Origin of the sequence: Aeromonas sp. S19(2024) (assembly GCF_041402625.1) — a bacterium.
Lineage (GTDB): Bacteria > Pseudomonadota > Gammaproteobacteria > Enterobacterales > Aeromonadaceae > Aeromonas > Aeromonas caviae.
On sequence record NZ_JBGLQU010000004.1, the window covers coordinates 240,492 to 261,343 of the forward strand.

A 20,852-nucleotide genomic window follows, 5' to 3' on the forward strand; every position below is an offset into this window, starting at 1 on the left:
GGCTCTTTTTATGGGGGCGACACAGGGTCGGTGTGCGGGGTGGCAAGCCAGGAAAGGCTCCAGCCGTGCCACAACGCCGGCTCGTGTACCAGGCGCTCCTTGAACGCCTTGCTCTGCTGCTTGAGGCGGTACTCGAGGCGCAGCGCCTCGCGTTTGCCAGGGACCTCCTGCTGCCATACCAGGGAGAGGGGGCCCTTGCCGCGCAGGGCTCTGGCCCCCTTGCCGCTCTGGTGCTGACGCAGTCGCCGCTCGGGATCCGTGCTGATCCCCGCATAGAGTGCCCCGGCGCCAGTGCGCACCAGATAGACAAACCAGCGGGAGGGAGTGGGGGTGGCGAGGGTCACGAGGTGCGCCACCTGGCCCGCTGGCGCCCAAGCCGGTGCAGGGGCAGCAGGCTCACCAGCAGGCCGGCCCAGACGAAGGCAAAGCCCACGGATTTCACCGGATCCGGGATCTCGCCAAACCAGAAGAGGGCGAGCAGGAAGGCGAGGCTCGGCTCTATGTATTGCAACAGCCCCACCGTGCTCATGGGCGTGCGCGCCACCGCATAGCAGAACAGCCCCACCGGCAGCAGGGTGGCGGGGGCACTGCCCATCAGCAGCAGGCGATCGGTCCAGTCACCGGCCATAAACTGGCTGGTGCCCTGCAAGGTCAGCCAGCCGATGATGAGAAGGGCGACGGGCAACTGCACCAGGGACTCCAGATAGAGGCTGGTACCGGCGTCCAGTCTCACCTTCTTCTTGATGAGGCCGTAGAGGGCGAAGTTGGCACCCATCACGAGGGAGAACCAGGGCAGCTGGCCGTAGGAGAAGAGCATGTAGGCGAGCCCCGCCAGGGCGAGCGCCACCGCCAGGTGTTTTTGCGGGGTGAGCTTCTCTTTGAGGAAGAGCACCGCAAAGGCGATGTTGAACAGCGGGGTCATGAAGAAGGCGAGGCTGGTGGCCAGCACCTGGCCCGTGGTCAGGCACCAGGTGAACATGCACCAGCTGATGGACATCACGGGGCCTGCCAGCAGCACGAGGCCGAGCTGCCGGGGATCGCCGCGCAGGGCCCCCCAGGGCACCCGCTGGCCGAGGAGCAGAAGCAGGCCTCCCAGCAGCACCACGGACCAGAGCACCCGGTGGGAGAGCAGTTCCCACATGTTGATCTCGGGCATGAACTGGTAATAGAGGGGCAGCATGCCCCACAGCACGAATGAGAGGGCCGCGCTGCCGGTGCCCATCCAGTTCTTCATCTCTCTCCGTTTATTAAACTAAACAATGGCGGCTGCATGATAAGTATCCGCCGCCCCTTTCACAAGCGGGAGCGGGGAGAAAACTCTGGTACTATCGGGCCCATGAACCGACTCGATCCCCTGTTTGAACAGATCCGGGCCTGCCGCCTGTGCGAGGCCCACCTGCCGCTCGGCCCAAGGCCGGTGATCCGCGGCAACGAGCGCGCCCGTCTGCTCATCATCGGCCAGGCCCCCGGCACCCGGGTACACGCCAGCGGCATCCCCTGGGACGATCCCTCCGGCGATCGGCTGCGCTTGTGGCTCGGGGTGGACAAGGCCACCTTTTACGATGAATCCCGCATCGCCATCATGCCCATGGGGCTCTGTTACCCCGGCAGGGGCAAGTCGGGGGATCTGCCGCCGCGCCCGGAATGTGCCCCCACCTGGCACGACAAGGTTCTAATGCTGCTGCCCAACATCGAGCTGACCCTGCTCATCGGCCAGTATGCGCAGGCTTACTACCTGAGGGCGGCGGCGAAAGGATCGCTCACCGAGACGGTGCGACACTGGGCGGACTATGGCCCGGCCTGGTTGCCGCTGCCGCACCCGTCCCCGCGCAACACCCTCTGGCTCAGGAAGAACCCCTGGTTCGAGCAGGGGGTGATCCCCCATCTGCAGCAGAGGGTCGCCCCCCTGCTTGACCCGGCAGGCTAGAGCGCCGGCTCGGCCTGGGGCTTGGGCTTGCTGCGGGCCATGGCGACCAGCGGCAGTATGATGCACAGGCACCCCAGCAGCAGCGGCAGCCCCGGCTGTTCGTCAAACAGCCACACCCCGATGGCGACCGCCATCAGCAGCCCGGTGTACTCCGCCGAGGCGATCTTGCTCGCCTCCGCCTTGCGATAGGCCATCACGCACAGCCCCGCGTAGACCATGATGAGCGCCGAGGAGCCGAAGGCGGGCCACCACATCTGCCATTGCCACTCGCCCCCTTCCCACCAGGCCAGCGCCAGGATGAAGGGCATGCTTAGCACATTGGTGAAAAACAGGGTCTGGGCGATGGGCTGCTGGAGCGGGATGCGCTTGATCAGCAGGTTGTTGACCGCCAGGGAGAGCGCCACCCCGAGCGCCGCCAGGGCGGCCCAGTTTACCTCGGTCGGGCGCAGCACGATGAGCACCCCGACGAAGCCGAGCAGCGCCGTCAGCACCTTCTGGCGCGAGAGTGCCTCCCCCGCCAGCCAGACCGCGAGCGGCACCATCAGCAGCGGGGCGGCATAGAAGAGGGCGTTGGCGGTGGCGAGCGGCAGCCGGGTGAGGGCGACCACCATCAGGCAGACGCCGACGGCCCAGATGTGGGCCCGCAGCAGGTGCCACTTGAGGGCTACCGGCGGGTTGCGCCGCCAGGACCAGAGCAGCCAGGGGGCGAGCAGCAGGGCCGCGGAGAGCTGGCGGAAAAAGACAAATTGGAAGATGGGCTGGTCCGGCTCCAGCACCTTGACCAGGGCATCGGAGAAGACCGCCACCATGTTGCCGAGCACCAGATAGAGGATGCCTATCCCGACTGCATTCATACCACCTCCAGATTCAGATGAGGGGAGGGTAGCCCGCGGCCTGTTATCCAGTAAAATGATAAAAAATCATCACGCATGAGAAATTTGGATAATGAAGCTGCCCCCCCTGCGCGCCGTTCAATATTTCGAGGTGGTTGCCCGCCTGCTGAGTTTTTCCCGCGCCGCCCTGGAGCTCAATGTCAGCCAGAGTGCGGTCAGTCACCAGATCCGTCTGCTGGAGGATTTTCTGGGGGAGCGGCTGCTGCTGCGCCAGGGGCGGCTGCTCTCACTGACGCCCCAGGGGGAGATCTATTTCGAGGGGATCGCCGCCGGGCTGGTCCAGATTGCCCACAGCAGCGAGCAGTTGCGCGGGGGAGGCGAGATGCGGGTGCGGCTCGCGGTCTACAGCTCCTTTGCGGTGAAGTGGCTGATCCCGCGCCTGGCCGGGCTGCGCCAGCTCTATCCCGAGCTGGATCTCAGCCTGGAGATGGTGGCGGAAGATCCCGAGCTCTCCGACAGGGTGGCGGACGGTTTCATCACCGTCTCCCCCGAAGGGCCGGGCTACATGCACGATCTGCTCTATCGGGAGCGGCTGATGCCGGTGTGCAGTCGCCGGATGTGGCAGCAGGTGGAAGGGGAGTGGCCCGCCACCCTGTGGCAGTTGCCGCTGCTCTCCATCCAGGCTATCTACCGCGAGAAGGGGGAAGATTGGCGGCGCTGGGCCGAAATGGGGGGGCTGACCATTCCCCCCGAGGCGAGGGTGCACCATTTCAGCCATATCCTGCTCGCGCTGGAGGCGGCGAACTGGGACCAGGGAATGGCGCTCATCAATGACTACATGTTGCAGCCGGAGGATCCGCGTCTGGTGCGGCTGCCCCTGCACGCCCTCGAGACCGGCGACAACTTCTATTTCGTCTTCAAGCGCTCGCGCGCCCATGAACCTGCCATCAGCCGGTTGCGTCAGTGGCTGTGGCAGGAGTCGCAGGCGAGCCTGAGGCCCGGGGAAAACGAGCCTCTCAGGCGCGTCTGAACGGGCTGGGCGCCCTATGCAGAATGGACGGCACAGCCCACGACGGATGGGTCTGCTTCGGAGGGCCTGATGGCACTGGCGAGACCAGGGCCATCAGGAGCGGGTCAGGTGCGCTTGAACTGGCTCAGTACAAAGAGGGTGGTGGCGCAGACTACGACCGAGGGACCGGCCGGGGTGTCCTGATACCAGGAGAGGGCAAGGCCCCCCAGCACGGCGAGACAGCCCGTCAGGGCGGCAAAGCCGGCCATCTGCTCCGGAGTCTGGCTGAAGCGCCGGGCGGTGGCGGCGGGAATGATCAGCAAGGAGGTGATGATGAGCGCCCCGACGAACTTCATGGCCACGGCGATGACCAGGCCTATCAGCAGCATCAGCACGCAGCGCAGCACATCCACCCGCACCCCTTCCACCCGGGCCAGCTCTTCCGAGATGGTCATGGAGAGCAGGGGATCCCAGAGCCGCCACAGGGTGAGCAGCACCAGGGCGCCGCCGCCGTAGATCCAGAGCAGGTCCATGGGCTGCACCGAGAGCAGGTCGCCAAACAGGTAGGCCATCAGATCCACCCGCACGTTGTCCATGAAGCTCAGGGTGACCAGACCCAGCGACAGGGCGCTGTGGGCCAGAATGCCGAGCAGGGTGTCGGTGGCGACCTGCTGGTTGCGGCTCATGATGACCAGCAGCATTGCCATGGCGAGGCAGCAGACCACGACCGCCAGGGTGAGGTCCACCTGCAGCAGGATGCCGAGGGCGATGCCGAAGAGGCAGGCATGGGAGAGGGTGTCGCCAAAATAGGCCATCTTGCGCCACACCACGAAGCTGCCAAGCGGCCCGGCCAGCAGGGCGATGCCGAGTCCGGCCGCGAGGGCGTATAACAGAAAGCTGTCCACGTGAAGATCCTAGTTGTTGCGAGAGGGCAGGCGGATGACGGGAGCCTGCGGTTCATGATGATGGTGTTCGCCATCGCAGTGGTGATGGTGGGTATAGACCGCCAGCACCTCCCGCTCCGGTCGCCCGAACAAGCGGGCAAATTCCGGGTGACGGGCCACGCTCTGTGGCTCGCCGTGGCAGCAGACGTGGCGATTGAGGCAGATCACCTCGTGAGTGCTGGCCATCACCAGGTGCAGATCGTGGGAGACCATCAGCACGGCGCAGTGGAACTCGGCGGCCAACTGGCTGATGAGGGCATAGAGCTCGATCTGTCCCGTGATATCTACCCCTTGCACCGGTTCGTCCAGCACCAGCAGCTCGGGTTTGACCAGCAGGGCGCGGGCCAGCAGTACCCGCTGCATCTCGCCACCGGAGAGCTTTTGCATCCGGTTGTCCAGCAGATCCTGGGCACCGACCCGATTGAGCGCCTCCTCGATGGAGAGGCGGCTGTTCTTGCCAAGTTGCAGGAAGCGGCGCACCGTCAGGGGGAGGGTGGGGTCCAGATAGAGGCGCTGGGGTACATAGCCGATCCGCAGATCGCGGCGGCGAACGATGTCCCCCGAATCTGGGCTGAGCAAGCCCAGCACCAGCTTGCTCAGGGTGCTCTTGCCCGCCCCGTTGGGGCCGACCAGGGTGGTGATTTTGCCTTTGTTCAGGGTAAAGGAGACCTTGTCGAGCACGAGTCGTCCGTCAAATGAGAGACAGACCTCTTTCAGCTCCACCAGTTGGGTCATGACAGCTCCGGGGTTTACAGCCTGTGAGAGTTATAATATAACAGCGACGTTGGTTTGTTATATTATCACACACACACACCCTGACGAGACCTCTATGCGAATTCTTGCTCTGATCACTGCCCTGATGGCGGTGAGTCTGCCTGTCCGTGCCCTCGAGGTGCTGACCACCATCAAACCCCTGGGCTTCATCGCGGCGGCGATCACCGATGGTGTGAGCGAGCCCGGGGTGCTGCTGCCCACCGGTGCGTCGCCCCACGATTTTTCCCTGCGCCCTTCCGACATGCGCAATATCAAGGAGGCCGATCTGGTGGTGTGGGTCGGTCCCGAGCTGGAAGGCTTCATGGCCAAACCCCTGGCCCAGCATCCTCATGTATTGACCCTGACCCAGGTTCCCGGCATGCCGCTGTACAACTATGCGACCCAGGGGGAACATGACGATCATCACCATGATGACAAGGATCATGACCATGCCGCCCACGACCACGGCTCGCACGACGAGGGCCATGAAGGGCACCACCACGAAGGGGTGGATCCCCACATCTGGCTGGGTCCAACCCAGGCCAAGGTGATTGCCAAGGCGATCGCGACCGAACTGGGCAAGCTGGATCCTGCCAACCAGGCGCGCTATGCCGCCAATCTCGCGGCCTTCGAGGGCAAGGTTGACGCCCTGGACAAGGTGATCGCCGTGCAGATGAAGGCGGTGGATCAGAAGGGCTACTTCGTGTTCCACGAAGCCTATGGATACTGGGAGCGTCACTACGGCATGAGCTCCAAGGGACACTTCACCGTGAGCCCGGAGCGTCGCCCGGGAGCCAAGACGCTGATTGACATCCGCAAGGCGCTGGAAGAGAAAAAGGCGAGCTGCATCTACGCCGAGCCGCAGTTCTCCCCGGCGGTGATCGAGTCGGTTGCCCGCAATACCGGGGCCAAGGTGCTGCTGCTGGACGAAGTCGGCGAGCAGGTGCCGCTCGGTCCGGACGGTTATCCGCAATTCATGCAGCAGTTGGCGGACGCCTTCGCCCAGTGCCGCTAGGCCTTGCCCGACATTGACGATAGAGGCGGCGCGGCCAACTATACTGACCTCCAGCATCTGATATGGAGTGTCAGTCATGAAATGGTTGCTCGTCTCTGCCTGCACGCTGACCCTGCTGGGATCCGGCATACAGGCATCCGGTCTTTCCGAACACATCGCCAGCCCGGAACTCAGGGCAAAAATGCAGGCGGTCTATGGCGCCAGAGCGATCCAGCGGTCCGAGGCCTTCTCTCGTCTGCTGACGCCAAGGGCCGGAACGACGGACCAGCAGAAGCTGGAGCTGGTGAACAACTACTTCAACAACCTGACCTACAGCGAGGATCCCAGACTGTGGGGGGATGATGATTATTGGGCCAATCCGCTGGAGTTCATCGGGGCGAGAGGCGGGGATTGCGAGGACTACAGCATCGCCAAGTACTATACCCTGATGGAGCTGGGGGTCGACGAGAAGAAGCTGCGGCTGGCCTATGTGAAGGCAATTCGTTACAACCAGTTCCACATGGTGACGTTGTACTTCCCGACCATCAAGTCAGATCCCCTGGTACTGGACAACATCAATGGCCGCATCCTGCCGGGGAGCAAGCGCAATGATCTGCAGCCGGTTTACAGTTTCGATGCCAAAAGCATCTGGATCATGAAATCCCGCCGCGAGGGAACCCTGGCGGGGAGTGCCGATCGCCTGGCCCAGTGGACCTCGATGCAGAGCCGCTTCTCCAGCGAGCATTTGCGCTCCCCCCGTCGCCAGCTATAACTTGCCCGCCGCCTTCAACTCCTCGAAATATTTTCCCGCGCCCGGATGCTGTTCGACACTCAGCACCGGGCCTATTTTGTTGCGCGCCTTGTGAAACAGGTTCGCATAGCCATAGGTCTGTTCGTTGAAACTGGTTTGCTGGCTCAGCATGGCCCGGGTCAGCCGATAGACCTCGTCATCGGGAGTGGCGGCATTGGTCACCAGGGTGGCGGCGATGGCGAAGGTGGGGGTTGCCTTGAGGTTGCCCGGGTAGATGCGTGCCGGCACCTGGCTGCGCTGGTAATACCTGACCCCTTTGAGCAGCTGGTCCCTTACGGGCCCCTCGATCGCCAGGAAGCGCACGGCGCAGCGCTTGGCGGTGTCCAGCACGATGCGGTTGGGATGACCCATGACAAGGCCATAGGCATCGATCTGTTTATTGCACAACGCTTCGGAGAGATTGGCGACGCTCTTCAAATCGAGATCCTGCTCCTTTGCGCCCAGAACATTGAACAGGGCCAATGCCGTTTGACGAGTCCCTGAACTCTTCAGGCCCATGTCGATGGGGGCCAGCTTGAGCTGCTCCAGGGTGGTGATATCCCCATCGGCTCGCACCACTATGGTGAAAGGTTCGGCGTGGGTGGCAAAGAGCGCCCTCAGCTCGGGTTGTGGCTGGGCAGCGAAAGGCCCGGTGCCCTGGCTGGCCTGATAGAGCCAGTCGGACTGGACGAGCGCATAGGGTACCTCTCCCGTTTTCAGCTGGCGGAGATTTTCGATGGACCCGGAGCTGGCCTGTAGTTTGCAGGGCATCGTGGGGTCACTTTTTTTGGCCAGTCTGCAGAACTCCTTGATGACCTGATAATAGATGCCTTGCTCCCCCCCTGTGCCTATGGTCATGGTGGTCGCGTGCAGGGTCGGTTGCCACAGCAGGGCGAGCAGCAGCAGCGGGATCCTCATGATGCATTCTCCTGAGTGGCATAACCATCGATGCCCCAACTGCGCAGCATGTCCACATCGCTTACGTCGCCGGCTTCCGCCAGCAAGGTGTAGCCGGAAGCATGGAGGCATTGGGAGAGCAGGTTCCAATAAAGGGGGGACTGGGTGAGCTGGCAACTGATGAAGACAGGTCTGATGGGGTCGAGCCTGGCCAGATTGTCGTTGTTCATCGGGATGTTGCTGAATGCCAGCTCAATCCCCTGGGACTGGAGTGCGGTCAGTCGTTCCTCGGCCAGGGGGGGGAAGATCGCCAGATCCCAGCGCCAGTCCAGCGTCTTACCACGAGCGCTGGTCAGCACGGGGGCAAACTGCGCCCAGTCTGGGTGGCCGAGCAGGCTGAGAGGCAGCTGGAGCCCTTCCGCCTTCTGAGTCAGCCAGTCGTTGAGCAGCCCCCGAATTTCATCCGGCGAACTGTCCGTGGTGGGGGGGTGCTTGGGTAGCAGGCGGCTGTAGAGCCTGATACACCCCTGAGTGGAGAAGAAATGCTGCTGATAGGTGTTGCCATCGGTGTCGACCAGCCCAACGAGCTTCTGGTGGGTCGGGAGAGCGTCGTGCTTGCCAAGCTGGGTGATCTTGAGCCGCTGTTGCAGCAGGTCCCGCTTGCGTTCAGAGACCAGCTGGTTGATGGAGACAACGACTTCCTGCAATTCGCGAAGCCACGGGGTTGGCAGGTTGCCGCTGAACTGGCGTTTGCGGATCCGGGCCAGTTGCAGACTGATCTGTTCGAGGGGGCGCAGCAGGCGGCGGCACACCCAGGTGATCACCAGGCTGAACACCAGCAGGCCGGCGAGCAGCGCAAGTCCGGTACGACTGATGGCGTTCCACAGATGCTGGTAGGCGTAACCCTTGTGTCCCTCGAGCGTGAGGGTACCGAGAATGCGCCAGCCGTCGGTCAACTCCTGCTCAATCTTGACCGGTGGCATGTCGATAACTGAGGGGAGCCAGCCTGGAACATTTTGCTGTGCGGTGTGGAACACCTTCTGGAACAGCACCTGGCCATCCGGATCCAGCAGAACGACGGAGTTGACGAAGCCTCCGTCGAACATGGCGTTCACTATGGTCTCGGCAAGGACCTTGTCATCGTTGAGCAGAGTGCCCTGCAGCACCAGCCCCAGTGCGGTGATGGCGGTTTCAAGGTTGGCCGACATCTGGTCGAGAATAGACTGTCGTACCGTCGTGATCTCCAGCACGAGCAGCAGCGCGGCGCCGATAGTGAAGAGGATTAGGATGATTACATTTAACAATTTTGCCAATGACATACCCACTCCATGGAGATGTTTTTGCAACATTTTCTGGGCCGGAGAGCACCACAACCGGACTTGGTTCTTAAAAATAGAAAAAAATGGCTGAAAATGACGATCATTTCTGCCCATGCTGGAAGGTTATGCATAAAATGTGAGTTTCGTGCATGGAGCTATGAACTTTTTGTAAGTATTTAGGTCTAAAAGCCAGATATTCGGTTTTCATAATAAAAACTCATAAAAACAGACCCACAACCACCACCCTTAGATCTAATAACAGGATAGCGGATGAAACGTCTCCGTCCCTTGGTAGCCCAGGCTGCCAATTGGGAACCCCCGGTTCCCCGCAAGCATTTCTATGCCATGCTATTGCTCACGGCCATGACGCTGTCAGCGGTAGCCGTATTGCCAGCTCCCGGTGACATCCTGGAGCGGCCACTGCGTCTGGAGTTGCCGATCGCCACCACGGGCACCGCAACCAACGAAGACAACACCGACTTCAACGACATTCCGGATCACGAGCTGGTCGAGTCAGCCGCTCCCGAAGACGACATCCCGGCGGATGCCACGCCTCAATGGCAGGATTACCGGGTTCGCAACGGCGAGAACCTGACCACCATCTTCAACAACCTGGGGCTGTCCACCACCACCCTCTACAAGGTGCTGGATGCGGATGCCAAGAACAACCTGGCGCGTCTCAAACCCGGTCAGACCATCGAGTTGCTGATCGATCAGGACAACATTCTGCAGCAGCTGAAGATCCGCCTGAACATCAAGCAGACCCTGGTGCTGGAGCGTACCGACGACACCTATAGCGCCAACATGCTCAATGAAGAGGTGGAGTGGCAACAGAAGAGCTATGACGGTGTCATCAACGGCAGCTTCTACGTCAGCGCCCGCAATGCCGGGATCCCGGCCAACCACATCCAGAAGATTGCCAACCTGTTCCAGTGGCGCCTCAACTTCGCCAAGGATTTGAAAAAGGGTGACAAGTTCAAGGTGCTGGTCCGTCAGGAGACGGTCGACGGCAAGAGTACGGGCAATACCCAGTTGCTGGGGGTCGAGGTGTTCAGCCAGGGCAAGGCCGTGTCAGCCTGGTTGTCGGAAGATGGCAACTATTATGACGGTCAGGCAAACAGCCTGGAGCGCGGCTTCCGCCGTTATCCGACTCACAGCCGTTACCGGGTCAGCTCCAGTTTCAACCCGAATCGCCGTCATCCCATTACCGGGCAGGTCCGGCCCCATGAGGGAACCGACTTTGCCTTGCCGGTAGGCACGCCCATCATGGCGACCGGTGACGGTGTGGTCCTCAAGGCAACCAGCCACCCGCTGGCAGGCACCTATGTCGTGATCAAGCACGGCCGTACCCTGATGACCCGTTATCTGCACCTGAGCAAGCTGCTGGTCAAGCCGGGTCAGAAGGTGAAGATGGGTGACAAGATTGCCCTCTCCGGCAACACGGGCCGCTCCACCGGTGCTCACCTGCACTACGAGGTGCGCATCAACAACCGCCCGGTGGATCCCATGAAGATCAAGCTGCCGATGGCGGAGCCGCTCTCCGGCAAGGACAAGCGTCAGTTCCTCGCCAAGGTGAAGAGCTACCGCAAAGAGATGGAGGCGGGCTGAACGGCTCCCTCCTGACGAAAAAGGCCCCGCCAACTGGCGGGGCCTTTTCATTGCAGAACGGCTTCAATAACCCTTGTCAAAGTCGATCCTGCCGTCCAGCTGCTGACCATCGATGAAGCGGATGTAGTTGCGGATGAAGATCTGGGCCACATCTTCCGGGAAGCTGTAGGCGCTGTTGTGGGGCGTCACGATGAGACTGGGCTGGTGCCAGAGCGGGCTGTCAGCGGGCAGGGGTTCCTGCTCGAACACATCGAGCACCGCCATGGCGGGCTTGCCGGCTTGCAGTGCCGCCAGCAGATCCCCCTCATGGACGGCATTGCCTCTGCCGACGTTGAAGAAGATGGCGCCCGGTTTGCAGTGGCCGAAGCGTTCGGCGGTGAAGAGATGGCGTGTCTCGCGGGTGGCGGGCAGCACGCTGACGATGACATCGGCCTGGGCCAGCATTTTGTTGAGTGCCGGCAACTGGTACACCTGATCGAACCCGGCACGCTCACGGCCACTGTGGCTGATGCCGAGCACCCTCATGCCAAAATGTTTGCCGGTGTGGGCGATATGCTGCCCTATGCTGCCGGTGCCGAGCAGCAGCAGCGTCTTTCCCTTCAAGCCCTGATAGGGATGGCTCTGCCAGACGCCCTGTTGCTGCTGCTCGCGATAGAGTGGCAACTGGCGGGTCAGGCTGAGCAGATGGCCGAACACATACTCGCTCATCAAAGGGCCGAAGATGCCGCGGACATTGGTGAGCAGGTAGTCGCGGCGGCAACTGGCGTCCAGCAGCACGTCGACCCCGGCATAAGTGGACTGGAGCCAGCTGAGCTTGCCGGCCTTGGCCAGCAGCGGCTTGGCCCGGGCAGGCTCGGCCATCAGGATATGAGCGTCACCGATAAGCTGTTCGGCCTCGGCCTGATTGTCGGCCCGAAGAATGTGCAGATGGGGAAGATGGGCCGCCTTGAGCAGGCGTTCATAGTGGCTGTTGTCCTGACTCAACAGCAGCAGGGTACGTTGGCTCATACTCTTGTTCCTTATCGTGTTTATGGCAAGGCGAGAGGGATGCTGTCTCCATCTTACCCCAGTTGATCGGGCAAGATAGTCGAGCAGGGCGCTTTTTCATTTTTAGACGGGGCCCTCGTGGGCTACAATCTGCCCCACATTTTGCAAAGGATCCGACTCCAGTGTTTGGTGACAAGTTTTATAAGCGACTGGCCGAGCTGCAGCCCTGGCAGCAAACCGTCTATACCCTGGCGCTGGCAGAGCGCATGTACCCCAACTATGTGCTCTTTACCCAGGCCTCCGGTTTCGGGGATGCGAGGGCATTCCGTCACGCGCTGGATCAGATGTGGAACTACCTGACGGTCAAGGGATCCCGCGTCAATCTTGGTGCCATTCTGGAAGCGTTTGAAGTCTACATTCCCGATCCCCGCAAGTTTGAATCCTACGGCGCCTATCCGGCACTGGACGCCTGCGTGGCGCTGGGTTGTGCCTACAACTCGGTGATCTGCCGGGTGGGGGAAGAGGCCAACGACGCCAGCCATGCGTCTGTCGGCACGGTCGCCGGCTTCATAGAGATGCTGGAAGAGCGGGATCTCAGCGATGAGGAGCTCTATGAGCACGAGTACATGGAAGCGGAGTTGGAGTTCCAGGTCGAACTGCTCAAACGGGTGGCCCATGAACGGGACAGCGACCGCATCCTTGCCATCCGCGCCTTCGCGGCCCAGGACGGCGTCTCCAACATCGGCATCAGCCTGGAGGCGTAACGCCATCGCGTTCTACCCATAAAAAAAGCTCCCGGTCGGGAGCTTTTTTTATGGCTGCGGTTCAGGCCCGCTCTTCGGTCAGGGGGCTGACACTCAGCACGGGGGCGGCATCGATGCCGTCGGCATTCATCATGGCGGAGATGCGTTGCAGGGAAGAGAGCAACAACCCCTGTTCCCAGTTTTCCAGCGCCTGAAAGCGTTGAATGAAACTCTCCTGCAAGGGGGTCGGAGCCTGGGCAAGCAGGGCGCGTCCCGCGTCAGTGAGCGTCGCATGCACCTTGCGTTTGTCGGTTTCGCTGCGAATGCGCTGTACCAGTTGGCGGCTCTCCAGTCGGTCCATGATGGTGGTCGCGGTGGCCTGGCTCATGTTGGTGTGATCCGCCAACTGGCGCATGGAGATCTGGCCAAGCTCGTCGATACCCTTGAGCAGCAGGAGCTGGGGCGAGGTCAGGCCGGCTTCCTTGATCAAGCGCTTGGAGTGCATGTCGATGGCACGGATGATCTGGCGCAGGGCGATCAGCACTTCATCATGTTTTTCCATGGGGTCTGGGTCATCGCAGGGCTGTGGAGAGGCGCGAAATTCTCCGCCTAATCCATAACAAGGTCAATATGGTTTTTGATGTAATGATTTCTGCTCTAATGAATATTGTGTTAGGTTATCGGACAATTGCCCCATTCCAACCCGATATTTGAGGAGTGAAATCATGCATGACGACCTGGATATCAAGTCCCTGGTTGCCGATCTGCGCGTGGTCAGAGTTCGCTATGAACTGCCGGATACCGCGGCATTTGTGCGTTATCAACCTGCTTATGACGAGGACCCCAACAACCTCAAGGTACACCACTACGATGGCGAGTTGCCGCTCTCTTGCAGCAACACAGGTTCTTTCAGTCTAAAGGAGTTGGTCAATGAGCTGCGCTATGCCTATGTGCTGGTTCACCTCTTCCCCGACGAGAGTGCCATGAACTTTTATCTGGCGGGTCTGGACAATGGGCTGGCACAGCTGGAGTTCATCGGTGGCTCCTATGACTTCAACCGCCTCTGGATCACCAGCGGTGTCTCCAATCTGGGGGTGCCCATGGCTATCTTCCTCGGCAAACGCCACGCAGTGAACGGCCAGCCGTCGGTGACCCTGGTGGATCACCGTGAGCAGGTGGCAGGTCGTCTGGCCTATCGCGCCATCGGCGGTGCCGGCGATCACGTGGGTGAAGACTTTTTCAACAACGACTAAGGAGGCCCGATGCGAGCAACCAAAGGGCTTTTGAAAGGCCTCAATCCCACCATGGCCATGACGGCCCTCACCGTCGTGACCCTCTTCCTGCTGTTCGGCGTCTTTGATCCGGATACCGCAGGCACCTGGTTTACCGGGGCCAAGGACACCATCATTGCTGGCTTCAAGTGGTATTACATCCTGGTGGTCGCCCTGTTCCTGTTCTTCGCCGTCTACCTGATGTTCAGCCGCTTTGGCAGCATCCGGCTGGGCGACGACGACCAGGTACCGGAGTTTGGCTACTTTGCCTGGTTCTCCATGCTGTTCAGCGCAGGCATGGGCATAGGCCTGGTGTTCTGGAGCATCGCCGAGCCCATGTATCACCTGCAGAGCAACCCCTTCATCACCGAAGGCATGACGCCGGAAGCGGCCCAGATCGCCATGCGCCTCACCTTCTTCCACTGGGGTCTGCACCCCTGGGCCATCTATGTGATCGTCGGCCTGTCGCTGGCCTTCTTCAGCTACCGGCGCAAGTTGCCGCTGGCCATCCGTTCCGTGCTCTATCCCATTCTTGGCGATCGCATCTACGGCTTCTGGGGCCATGCCGCCGACGTGCTGGCGGTGTTCGGTACCGTGTTCGGGGTGGCGACCTCCCTTGGGCTGGGCGTCTCCCAGATGAACACCGGCCTCAACCAGATGTTTGGCATGGGCGTGTCACAAGCGAACCAGCTCTGGCTCATCGGTGGCATCAGCCTGATTGCCACCCTGTCGGCCATCTCCGGTGTCGGGCGCGGGGTGAAGATCCTCTCCGAACTCAATATCTGGTTGAGCGTGTTCGTGCTGGGCCTCTTCCTGGTGCTGGGGCCGACCACCTACATCCTCAACGCCTATGTGCAGAACATCGGTGATTACCTGCAGAACATCGTCAAGCTGAGCTTCTGGACCAATACCGAAGCCAACGGTACCTCGGCCTGGCAGTCTAGCTGGACCGCGTTCTACTGGGGCTGGTGGATTGCGTGGGCACCCTTTGTCGGCATGTTCATCGCCCGCATCTCCAAGGGACGCACGATTCGTGAATTCGTGCTCGGTGTCCTGCTGGTGCCCTCCCTGCTCGGCATGCTCTGGCTCACCGTGTTCGGCGGGACTGCCATGAACCTGGAGCTGTTCGGTGGCGGCGGCGTGGTGGAAGCGGTCAATCAGGATGTCACCATGGCGCTCTACAAGACGGTGGAACTGCTGCACTGGGAGACCTTCGGCTGGATTGCCAAGGGGGTGCTGACCCTGCTTATCTGCACCTACTTCATCACCTCCAGCGACTCGGGCACGCTCGTGATTACGACGCTGCTCTCCATCGGCGACCAGGATCCCCCCGTGCTGCACCGCGCCATCTGGGGACTGGGGCAGGGGCTGGTCGCGGCCATTCTGCTGGTCTCCGGCGGGCTTGCCGCCCTGCAGGCCGCCAGCATCATCGCCGCGCTGCCCTTCTCGGTCATCATGCTGGCCATGTGCTACTCCCTGATGCAGGGGCTCAAACAGGAGAGCCAGCACCAGTTCGAATACAGGCAGAAGCTCAAGCGCCATCCGGGGTCGGTCAATCTGAGCCTGATGGATCGCATCGGTCCGGGCTGATGACAGGTTCGGTCAAACGAAAGGGGAACCTCGCGGTTCCCCTTTTTCATGCCTGTTCGGCGGTCGGTAGCTACAGCATCTGCTTGAGTCGATAGAGCAGGTCAAGGGCCTGTCGCGGGGTCAGCTCGTCCGGGCGTACTGCTGCCAGCTCCTCCACCACAGGATGGGGTTGCGGGGCGAGAGTGACCGGAGCCGGACGGCTTTCGCCGGCGGCCACCGGAGTGGCACTCTCCAGCTCATGCAGTTTGTGGCGGGCCTGGTGGATCACCGATTTCGGCACCCCGGCCAGTGCGGCAACCTGCAGGCCGTAGGAGCGGCTGGCCGCGCCTTCCTGTACTGCGTGCATGAAGGCGATGGTGTCGCCGTGCTCCACCGCATCCAGGTGGACGTTGGCTAGCCCGCTCATCAGCTCGGGCAGGCGGGTCAGCTCGAAGTAGTGGGTGGCGAACAGGGTGTAGGCGCCAATCTTGCTTGCCAGCTGCTCGGCGCAGGCCCAGGCCAGCGAGAGGCCGTCGTAGGTGCTGGTGCCGCGGCCAATCTCATCCATCAGCACCAGACTGCGGGCGGTGGCGTTGTTGAGGATATTGGCGGTTTCGGTCATCTCCACCATAAAGGTGGAGCGCCCGGAGGCGAGATCATCCGACGCCCCGATGCGGGTGAAGATGCGGTCGATGGGGCCGATGCGGGCGCTGTCGGCGGGCACGAATGCGCCGATATGGGCCAGCAGCACGATGAGCGCGGTCTGGCGCATGTAAGTGGATTTACCGCCCATGTTGGGGCCGGTGATGATCAGCATCCGCCGCTCCCGCTCCAGCCGTATCGGGTTGGCGATAAAGGGGTCGGTCATCACCTGCTCCACCACGGGATGGCGGCCCGCCTCGATGAGGATCTGATCTTCGTCGATGAGGGTGGGGCAGCGATAGTCGTGGGTCTCTGCCCGCTCCGCCAGGTTGGCCAGCACGTCCAGCTCCGCCAGTGCGGCAGCAGACTCCTGCAGATCGCCAAGGTGCGGCAGCAGGGCGTCGAGCAGCTCTTCGTAGAGACGTTTTTCCAGCGCCAGCGCCTGGGCCTGGGCGGTGAGCACCTTGTCCTCGTACTTCTTCAGCTCATCGATGATGTAGCGCTCGTTGTTTTTCAGCGTCTGGCGGCGGATGTAGTGGGCCGGCACCAGGTGGCTGTTGGCGCGGCTCACCTCGATGTAGAAGCCGTGCACCTTGTTGTAGCCCACCTTGAGGGTGTTGATGCCGGTGAGCGCCTTCTCCCGCTCCTCGATGCGGGCCAGGCTGGCGGTGGCGCCATTGGCCAGATCCCGCAGCTCGTCCAGCTCCTGATTGAACCCTTCACGGATGACGCCGCCATCGCGGATGAGCACCGGCGGCACCTCCATCACGGCACGCTCCAGCAGGTCGAACAGTTCGGGGAAGGTGCTCGCCCGCTCGCGCAGCTGCTGCACCGCCTCGTGCTCGCTCTCCGCCAGCAGCCGCTGCAACTCGGGCAGCTGAGCGAAAGCCTGCCGCAGCCGGGTCAGATCGCGCGGGCGGGCCGAGCGCAGGGCGAGGCGCGCCAGCACCCGCTCCACGTCGCCGACCTGGCGCAGCAAACCGCCCAGCTCGTCATAGAGGTTCTGCTCGATGAGCTCCTTGATGGTGCTCTGGCGACCTTTGAGGATCACCCGATCGCGGATCGGCTGGTGGATCCAGCGCTTGAGCAGGCGGCTGCCCATCGGCGTGGCGGTGCAATCGAGCACGGCGGAGAGGGTGTTGTCGTGACCGCCGGCCAGATTCTGGGTCAGCTCCAGATTGCGGCGGGTGGCAGCATCCATGATGACCGCATGATCGGGCTGCTCCAGGCGCACGCTGCGAATGTGGGGCAGGGCGGTGCGCTGGGTGTCTTTCACGTACTGCATCAGGCAGCCGGCGGCGCACAGAGCGGTCTCGCTCTGCTCGACGCCAAAGCCCACCAGATCCTGGGTGCCGAACTGCTGGCACAAGAGCTTGCGGGCGGTGCCGAGCTCGAACTCCCACTCCGGGCGGCGGCGCAGACCGCGGCGACCCTCGACATGGTGCAGGAAGGCGAACGATTCGGGGTAGAGCAGCTCCGCCGGATTGGTGCGTTGCAGCTCCGCCAGCAGGGTCTCTTCTTTCTCGAACTGGTTGATGAAGAAGCGTCCGGAGCCGATGTCCATGGTGCCGTAACCGAAGCGGCGGCCATCGTGGTAGACGGCGGCGATCAGGTTGTCCTGCCGCTCGCTGAGCAGCGCCTCGTCGGAGACGGTACCCGGGGTGATGATGCGAATGACCTTGCGCTCCACCGGCCCCTTGCTGGTGGCGGGGTCCCCCACCTGCTCGCAGATGGCGGCCGATTCGCCGAGCTGTACCAGCTTGGCGAGATACCCCTCGATGGCGTGATAGGGCACCCCGGCCATCGGGATGGGGCTGCCGGCCGACTGGCCGCGCTTGGTCAGGGAGATGTCGAGCAGCTGGGAGGCCTTGCGGGCGTCGTCGTAGAAGAGCTCGTAGAAGTCACCCATGCGATAGAACAGCAGGATCTCCGGGTTTTCGGCCTTGAGAGTCAGATACTGCTGCATCATGGGGGTGTGGGCGCTCAAGTTGGCGCCTGGCGCTTGGTATTGTGCTGTCATGTGCTATTCCAGAAGGTGCTCTTGCGGGCAAACGTCTGCCGTCATGGGTCTGAATCTGGGGGCCATTCTACATGCTCGAGGCAAGATGGTGAGGAGGAATCTCCGTCTTGGGGGCAAAGCCGGCATCCCGTCGCGGATCTGTGCATCCGGCTGATGCTGGCCAGAGTGGCCTGGGATGGAGCCTGGCCAAGAAGAGGCACGGGGGAGGAGAAATAGCATCCCCGCACGGATGCGGGGATGGGAGAGCGGGGAGAGTGTCGCCCTCAGTACATGGCTTCGTCGCCGCTCAGCATCTCGTGCAGCTTGGCTTTCTGCTCGGGTGTCAGCACCCGGCTCACCTCGAAGAGGTAGTGGGCGCGATGGTAGCGGGCCTCGGCCTGTACGTCGCTGATGGTCTGCAACTGCTTTCTCGCCGCCACTTCATCCCACTTGCCGGACTTGATCATGTTGACGATGACATCCTGGCCGATTGCGTCGAGCTTGATTGAGCCCAGCTCCCTGGTGGCCTGCTCGCGCAGCCCCTTGATCTGCTCCACCTGGGCGCTGGAGAGGTTCAGCTCCTGGGCCAGGGTGGTCTCGCTCTGCAGCTCGGCGGTGCCCTCGGTGGCAAAGGCATGGGTGGCGATACACATTGCGAGGGCTGTCATGGCGACGTTGAACGGATGCTTCATCCGGCTTTCTCCTTGGTCTGATGGGATGGAAACCGCATGCATGGCGGTGTTGGAACATGATAATGAGCAGCCATGTACTGGAGCTTAAGCGACGACAACATGCTGACGCAGTGGCCCCGGGGTCGGTTGCCCGAGGAGCGGGGCAACTGCATAATGAGCGCCATATTTCGCCTGGAAGAGGCCGGAAGAGGACGCGATGATGGGACTTGAAGCAGAGATCTCCCGCTTATCTCGGGAACTGGGCGAAGCACTGCTGGCCAGAGGCTGGCTTGCCGCCACGGCGGAATCCTGCACCGGCGGCGGGGTTGCCACTGCCATCACGGATACTGCCGGCAGCTCGGCCTGGTTCGATCGCGGTTTCGTGACCTACACCAACGAAGCCAAACAGCAGATGCTCGGCGTCAGCATCGATAGCCTGTTGCGCCACGGTGCCGTCAGCGAACCCGTGGTGCTGGAGATGACCCGGGGCTGCCTGGCTCGCTCCGATGCGGGTATCTGCGTGGCCATCAGCGGTATCGCCGGGCCTGGTGGTGGCAGCGAGGAGAAACCGGTCGGCACTGTCTGGTTTGCCTGGGCAGATCGTACCGGTCGTCACCACTCCCTGCTCGCCCGTTTCGATGGGGATCGCCATCAGGTGCGCCAGCAGGCGGTCAGACAGGCCTTGTCCGGACTCCTGGCACTGCTCAAATAAATTGGGCTTGATACTGTATGCATAAACAGTATACTTAGCCCAACTTCACTTCTTACTCACGATTCCCAGCGGAGATTGGCATGGATCAGAACAAACAGAAGGCACTGGCGGCTGCGCTGGGCCAGATCGAAAAGCAGTTTGGCAAAGGCTCCATCATGCGTCTGGGCGACAGCAAGACCATGGATATCGAAGCCATCTCCACCGGCTCTCTCTCTCTGGACGTGGCGCTGGGGATCGGTGGTCTGCCGTGCGGTCGTATCGTCGAGATCTACGGTCCGGAATCGTCCGGTAAAACTACGCTGACCCTGCAGGTGATCGCCGAAGCCCAGAAGAAGGGCAAGACCTGTGCCTTCGTCGATGCGGAGCACGCACTGGATCCTATCTATGCCGCCAAGCTGGGCGTCAACGTCGACGACCTGCTCATCTCCCAGCCGGATACCGGTGAACAGGCACTGGAGATTTGCGACATGCTGGTGCGCTCCAATGCCGTCGACGTCATCATCGTCGACTCCGTGGCGGCCCTGACCCCGAAAGCGGAAATCGAAGGCGAAATGGGTGACTCCCACGTCGGCCTGCAGGCCCGACTGATGTCCCAGGCGCTGCGTAAATTGACCGCCAACATCAAGAACGCCAACTGCCTGTGCATCTTCATCAACCAGATCCGGATGAAGATTGGTGTCATGTTCGGCAGCCCGGAGACCACCACCGGTGGTAACGCTCTGAAGTTTTACGCCTCCGTGCGCCTGGACATCCGTCGTACCGGCGCCATCAAGGAAGGGGACGAGGTGGTCGGCAACGAAACCCGCGTCAAGGTCGTCAAGAACAAGGTGGCGCCACCCTTCAAGCAGGCTGAATTCCAGATCTTCTATGGTGCCGGCATCTCCAAGGAGGGCGAGCTGGTGGACCTGGGCGTCAAGCACAAGCTGATCGACAAGGCGGGTGCCTGGTACAGCTACAACGGCGAGAAGATCGGCCAGGGTAAAGCCAACGTGATGAAGCTCTTCTCCGAAAACAAGGCACTGGCTGCCGAGGTGGAAGTGAAGCTGCGCGAGCTGCTGCTCTCCGGCGCCGCGCCGGTGGAGGAGAAGGCCACGGCTGCCGAATACGCCGAGTTTGAAGCCGAAAACGAACAAGAGTTCGAATAAGGAATGAGGAAAGGCCGGGTTGATACCCGGCCTTGTTGT

At 61.8% G+C, this 20,852-nt stretch carries 21 protein-coding genes; 10 read left to right on the plus strand and 11 right to left on the minus strand.

All coding sequences use genetic code 11. From position 1 onward, the window contains the following. Positions 1-8 precede the first annotated feature (8 nt). The gene (locus tag ACB037_RS10655; RefSeq protein ID WP_050498264.1) at positions 9-344 is read right to left on the minus strand and encodes a GIY-YIG nuclease family protein; all 336 of its coding nucleotides are present in this window, start codon (positions 342-344) and stop codon (positions 9-11) included. Further along, positions 341-1,234 carry an EamA family transporter RarD gene (rarD, locus tag ACB037_RS10660; RefSeq protein WP_113069038.1) on the minus strand — a complete coding sequence of 298 codons (894 nt, stop codon included), beginning with the start codon at positions 1,232-1,234 and terminating at the stop codon, positions 341-343. Before rarD ends, ACB037_RS10655 begins: the two co-directional genes overlap by 4 nt. A gap of 102 nt (positions 1,235-1,336) precedes the next feature. On the opposite strand from rarD, the gene ACB037_RS10665 reads away from it, so the two are divergent. Further along, complete coding sequence (locus ACB037_RS10665; protein WP_041214394.1) at positions 1,337-1,927, plus strand: uracil-DNA glycosylase family protein; 591 nt, start codon at positions 1,337-1,339, stop codon at positions 1,925-1,927. On the opposite strand, the gene ACB037_RS10670 is transcribed toward ACB037_RS10665, so the two are convergent. Then, the gene (locus tag ACB037_RS10670; RefSeq protein ID WP_010672801.1) at positions 1,924-2,781 is read right to left on the minus strand and encodes a DMT family transporter; all 858 of its coding nucleotides are present in this window, start codon (positions 2,779-2,781) and stop codon (positions 1,924-1,926) included. The genes ACB037_RS10665 and ACB037_RS10670 overlap by 4 nt on opposite strands. Before the next feature lie 91 nt (positions 2,782-2,872). Between ACB037_RS10670 and ACB037_RS10675 the strand changes: the two genes are divergently transcribed. Continuing rightward, positions 2,873-3,790 (plus strand): LysR substrate-binding domain-containing protein, encoded by a 918-nt coding sequence (locus tag ACB037_RS10675; RefSeq protein WP_010672802.1) that lies wholly within the window; start codon positions 2,873-2,875, stop codon positions 3,788-3,790. 104 nt (positions 3,791-3,894) lie between these two features. On the opposite strand, the gene znuB is transcribed toward ACB037_RS10675, so the two are convergent. Both znuB and znuC read right to left on the minus strand, forming a co-directional pair. Continuing rightward, a complete protein-coding gene (gene znuB / locus ACB037_RS10680) occupies positions 3,895-4,674 on the minus strand; it encodes a zinc ABC transporter permease subunit ZnuB (RefSeq protein ID WP_010672803.1) in 780 nt (259 codons plus the stop codon). Positions 4,675-4,683: 9 nt separating this feature from the next. Further along, complete coding sequence (gene znuC / locus ACB037_RS10685; protein WP_202044571.1) at positions 4,684-5,448, minus strand: zinc ABC transporter ATP-binding protein ZnuC; 765 nt, start codon at positions 5,446-5,448, stop codon at positions 4,684-4,686. Positions 5,449-5,542: 94 nt separating this feature from the next. Here znuC and znuA point away from each other — a divergent pair, with 94 nt between their 5' ends. Both znuA and ACB037_RS10695 read left to right on the plus strand, forming a co-directional pair. Then, a complete protein-coding gene (gene znuA, locus ACB037_RS10690) occupies positions 5,543-6,481 on the plus strand; it encodes a zinc ABC transporter substrate-binding protein ZnuA (RefSeq protein WP_128296331.1) in 939 nt (312 codons plus the stop codon). Between the two features lie 76 nt (positions 6,482-6,557). Beyond that, on the plus strand, positions 6,558-7,232 hold the full coding sequence (locus ACB037_RS10695; protein WP_041212317.1) for a transglutaminase-like cysteine peptidase: 675 nt from the start codon (positions 6,558-6,560) through the stop codon (positions 7,230-7,232). Here ACB037_RS10695 and ACB037_RS10700 read toward each other — a convergent pair. Next, the gene (locus tag ACB037_RS10700) at positions 7,227-8,168 is read right to left on the minus strand and encodes a TAXI family TRAP transporter solute-binding subunit (protein WP_042014953.1); all 942 of its coding nucleotides are present in this window, start codon (positions 8,166-8,168) and stop codon (positions 7,227-7,229) included. The genes ACB037_RS10695 and ACB037_RS10700 overlap by 6 nt on opposite strands. Next, positions 8,165-9,466 carry a LapD/MoxY N-terminal periplasmic domain-containing protein gene (locus tag ACB037_RS10705; RefSeq protein WP_371175323.1) on the minus strand — a complete coding sequence of 434 codons (1,302 nt, stop codon included), beginning with the start codon at positions 9,464-9,466 and terminating at the stop codon, positions 8,165-8,167. Before ACB037_RS10705 ends, ACB037_RS10700 begins: the two co-directional genes overlap by 4 nt. Positions 9,467-9,736: 270 nt before the next feature. Between ACB037_RS10705 and mepM the strand changes: the two genes are divergently transcribed. Beyond that, on the plus strand, positions 9,737-11,074 hold the full coding sequence (gene mepM / locus ACB037_RS10710; RefSeq protein ID WP_041212320.1) for a murein DD-endopeptidase MepM: 1,338 nt from the start codon (positions 9,737-9,739) through the stop codon (positions 11,072-11,074). A 63-nt stretch (positions 11,075-11,137) separates the two neighbouring features. On the opposite strand, the gene ACB037_RS10715 is transcribed toward mepM, so the two are convergent. Continuing rightward, entirely contained in the window at positions 11,138-12,082 is a 945-nt protein-coding gene (locus ACB037_RS10715; protein WP_371175324.1) for a D-2-hydroxyacid dehydrogenase, read from the minus strand. A gap of 161 nt (positions 12,083-12,243) precedes the next feature. Here ACB037_RS10715 and ACB037_RS10720 point away from each other — a divergent pair, with 161 nt between their 5' ends. Next, positions 12,244-12,825 (plus strand): YjaG family protein, encoded by a 582-nt coding sequence (locus tag ACB037_RS10720; RefSeq protein ID WP_042864483.1) that lies wholly within the window; start codon positions 12,244-12,246, stop codon positions 12,823-12,825. Between the two features lie 61 nt (positions 12,826-12,886). Here the strand turns inward: ACB037_RS10720 and ACB037_RS10725 are convergent, their stop codons facing one another. Then, entirely contained in the window at positions 12,887-13,366 is a 480-nt protein-coding gene (locus tag ACB037_RS10725) for a MarR family winged helix-turn-helix transcriptional regulator (protein WP_010672813.1), read from the minus strand. Positions 13,367-13,529: 163 nt separating this feature from the next. On the opposite strand from ACB037_RS10725, the gene ACB037_RS10730 reads away from it, so the two are divergent. Next, positions 13,530-14,057 (plus strand): hypothetical protein, encoded by a 528-nt coding sequence (locus ACB037_RS10730; protein ID WP_010672814.1) that lies wholly within the window; start codon positions 13,530-13,532, stop codon positions 14,055-14,057. A 9-nt stretch (positions 14,058-14,066) separates the two neighbouring features. Further along, entirely contained in the window at positions 14,067-15,665 is a 1,599-nt protein-coding gene (locus ACB037_RS10735) for a BCCT family transporter (RefSeq protein ID WP_223924628.1), read from the plus strand. Between the two features lie 70 nt (positions 15,666-15,735). Here ACB037_RS10735 and mutS read toward each other — a convergent pair whose 3' ends face one another. Both mutS and ACB037_RS10745 read right to left on the minus strand, forming a co-directional pair. Beyond that, entirely contained in the window at positions 15,736-18,306 is a 2,571-nt protein-coding gene (gene mutS / locus ACB037_RS10740; protein WP_214003108.1) for a DNA mismatch repair protein MutS, read from the minus strand. Positions 18,307-18,569: 263 nt separating this feature from the next. Continuing rightward, the gene (locus ACB037_RS10745; protein ID WP_010672817.1) at positions 18,570-18,977 is read right to left on the minus strand and encodes a Spy/CpxP family protein refolding chaperone; all 408 of its coding nucleotides are present in this window, start codon (positions 18,975-18,977) and stop codon (positions 18,570-18,572) included. A gap of 199 nt (positions 18,978-19,176) precedes the next feature. Here ACB037_RS10745 and pncC point away from each other — a divergent pair, with 199 nt between their 5' ends. Continuing rightward, the gene (gene pncC, locus ACB037_RS10750) at positions 19,177-19,668 is read left to right on the plus strand and encodes a nicotinamide-nucleotide amidase (protein ID WP_029313644.1); all 492 of its coding nucleotides are present in this window, start codon (positions 19,177-19,179) and stop codon (positions 19,666-19,668) included. An 80-nt stretch (positions 19,669-19,748) separates the two neighbouring features. Further along, entirely contained in the window at positions 19,749-20,813 is a 1,065-nt protein-coding gene (recA, locus tag ACB037_RS10755; protein WP_043154135.1) for a recombinase RecA, read from the plus strand. The last annotated feature ends 39 nt before the right edge of the window (positions 20,814-20,852 follow it).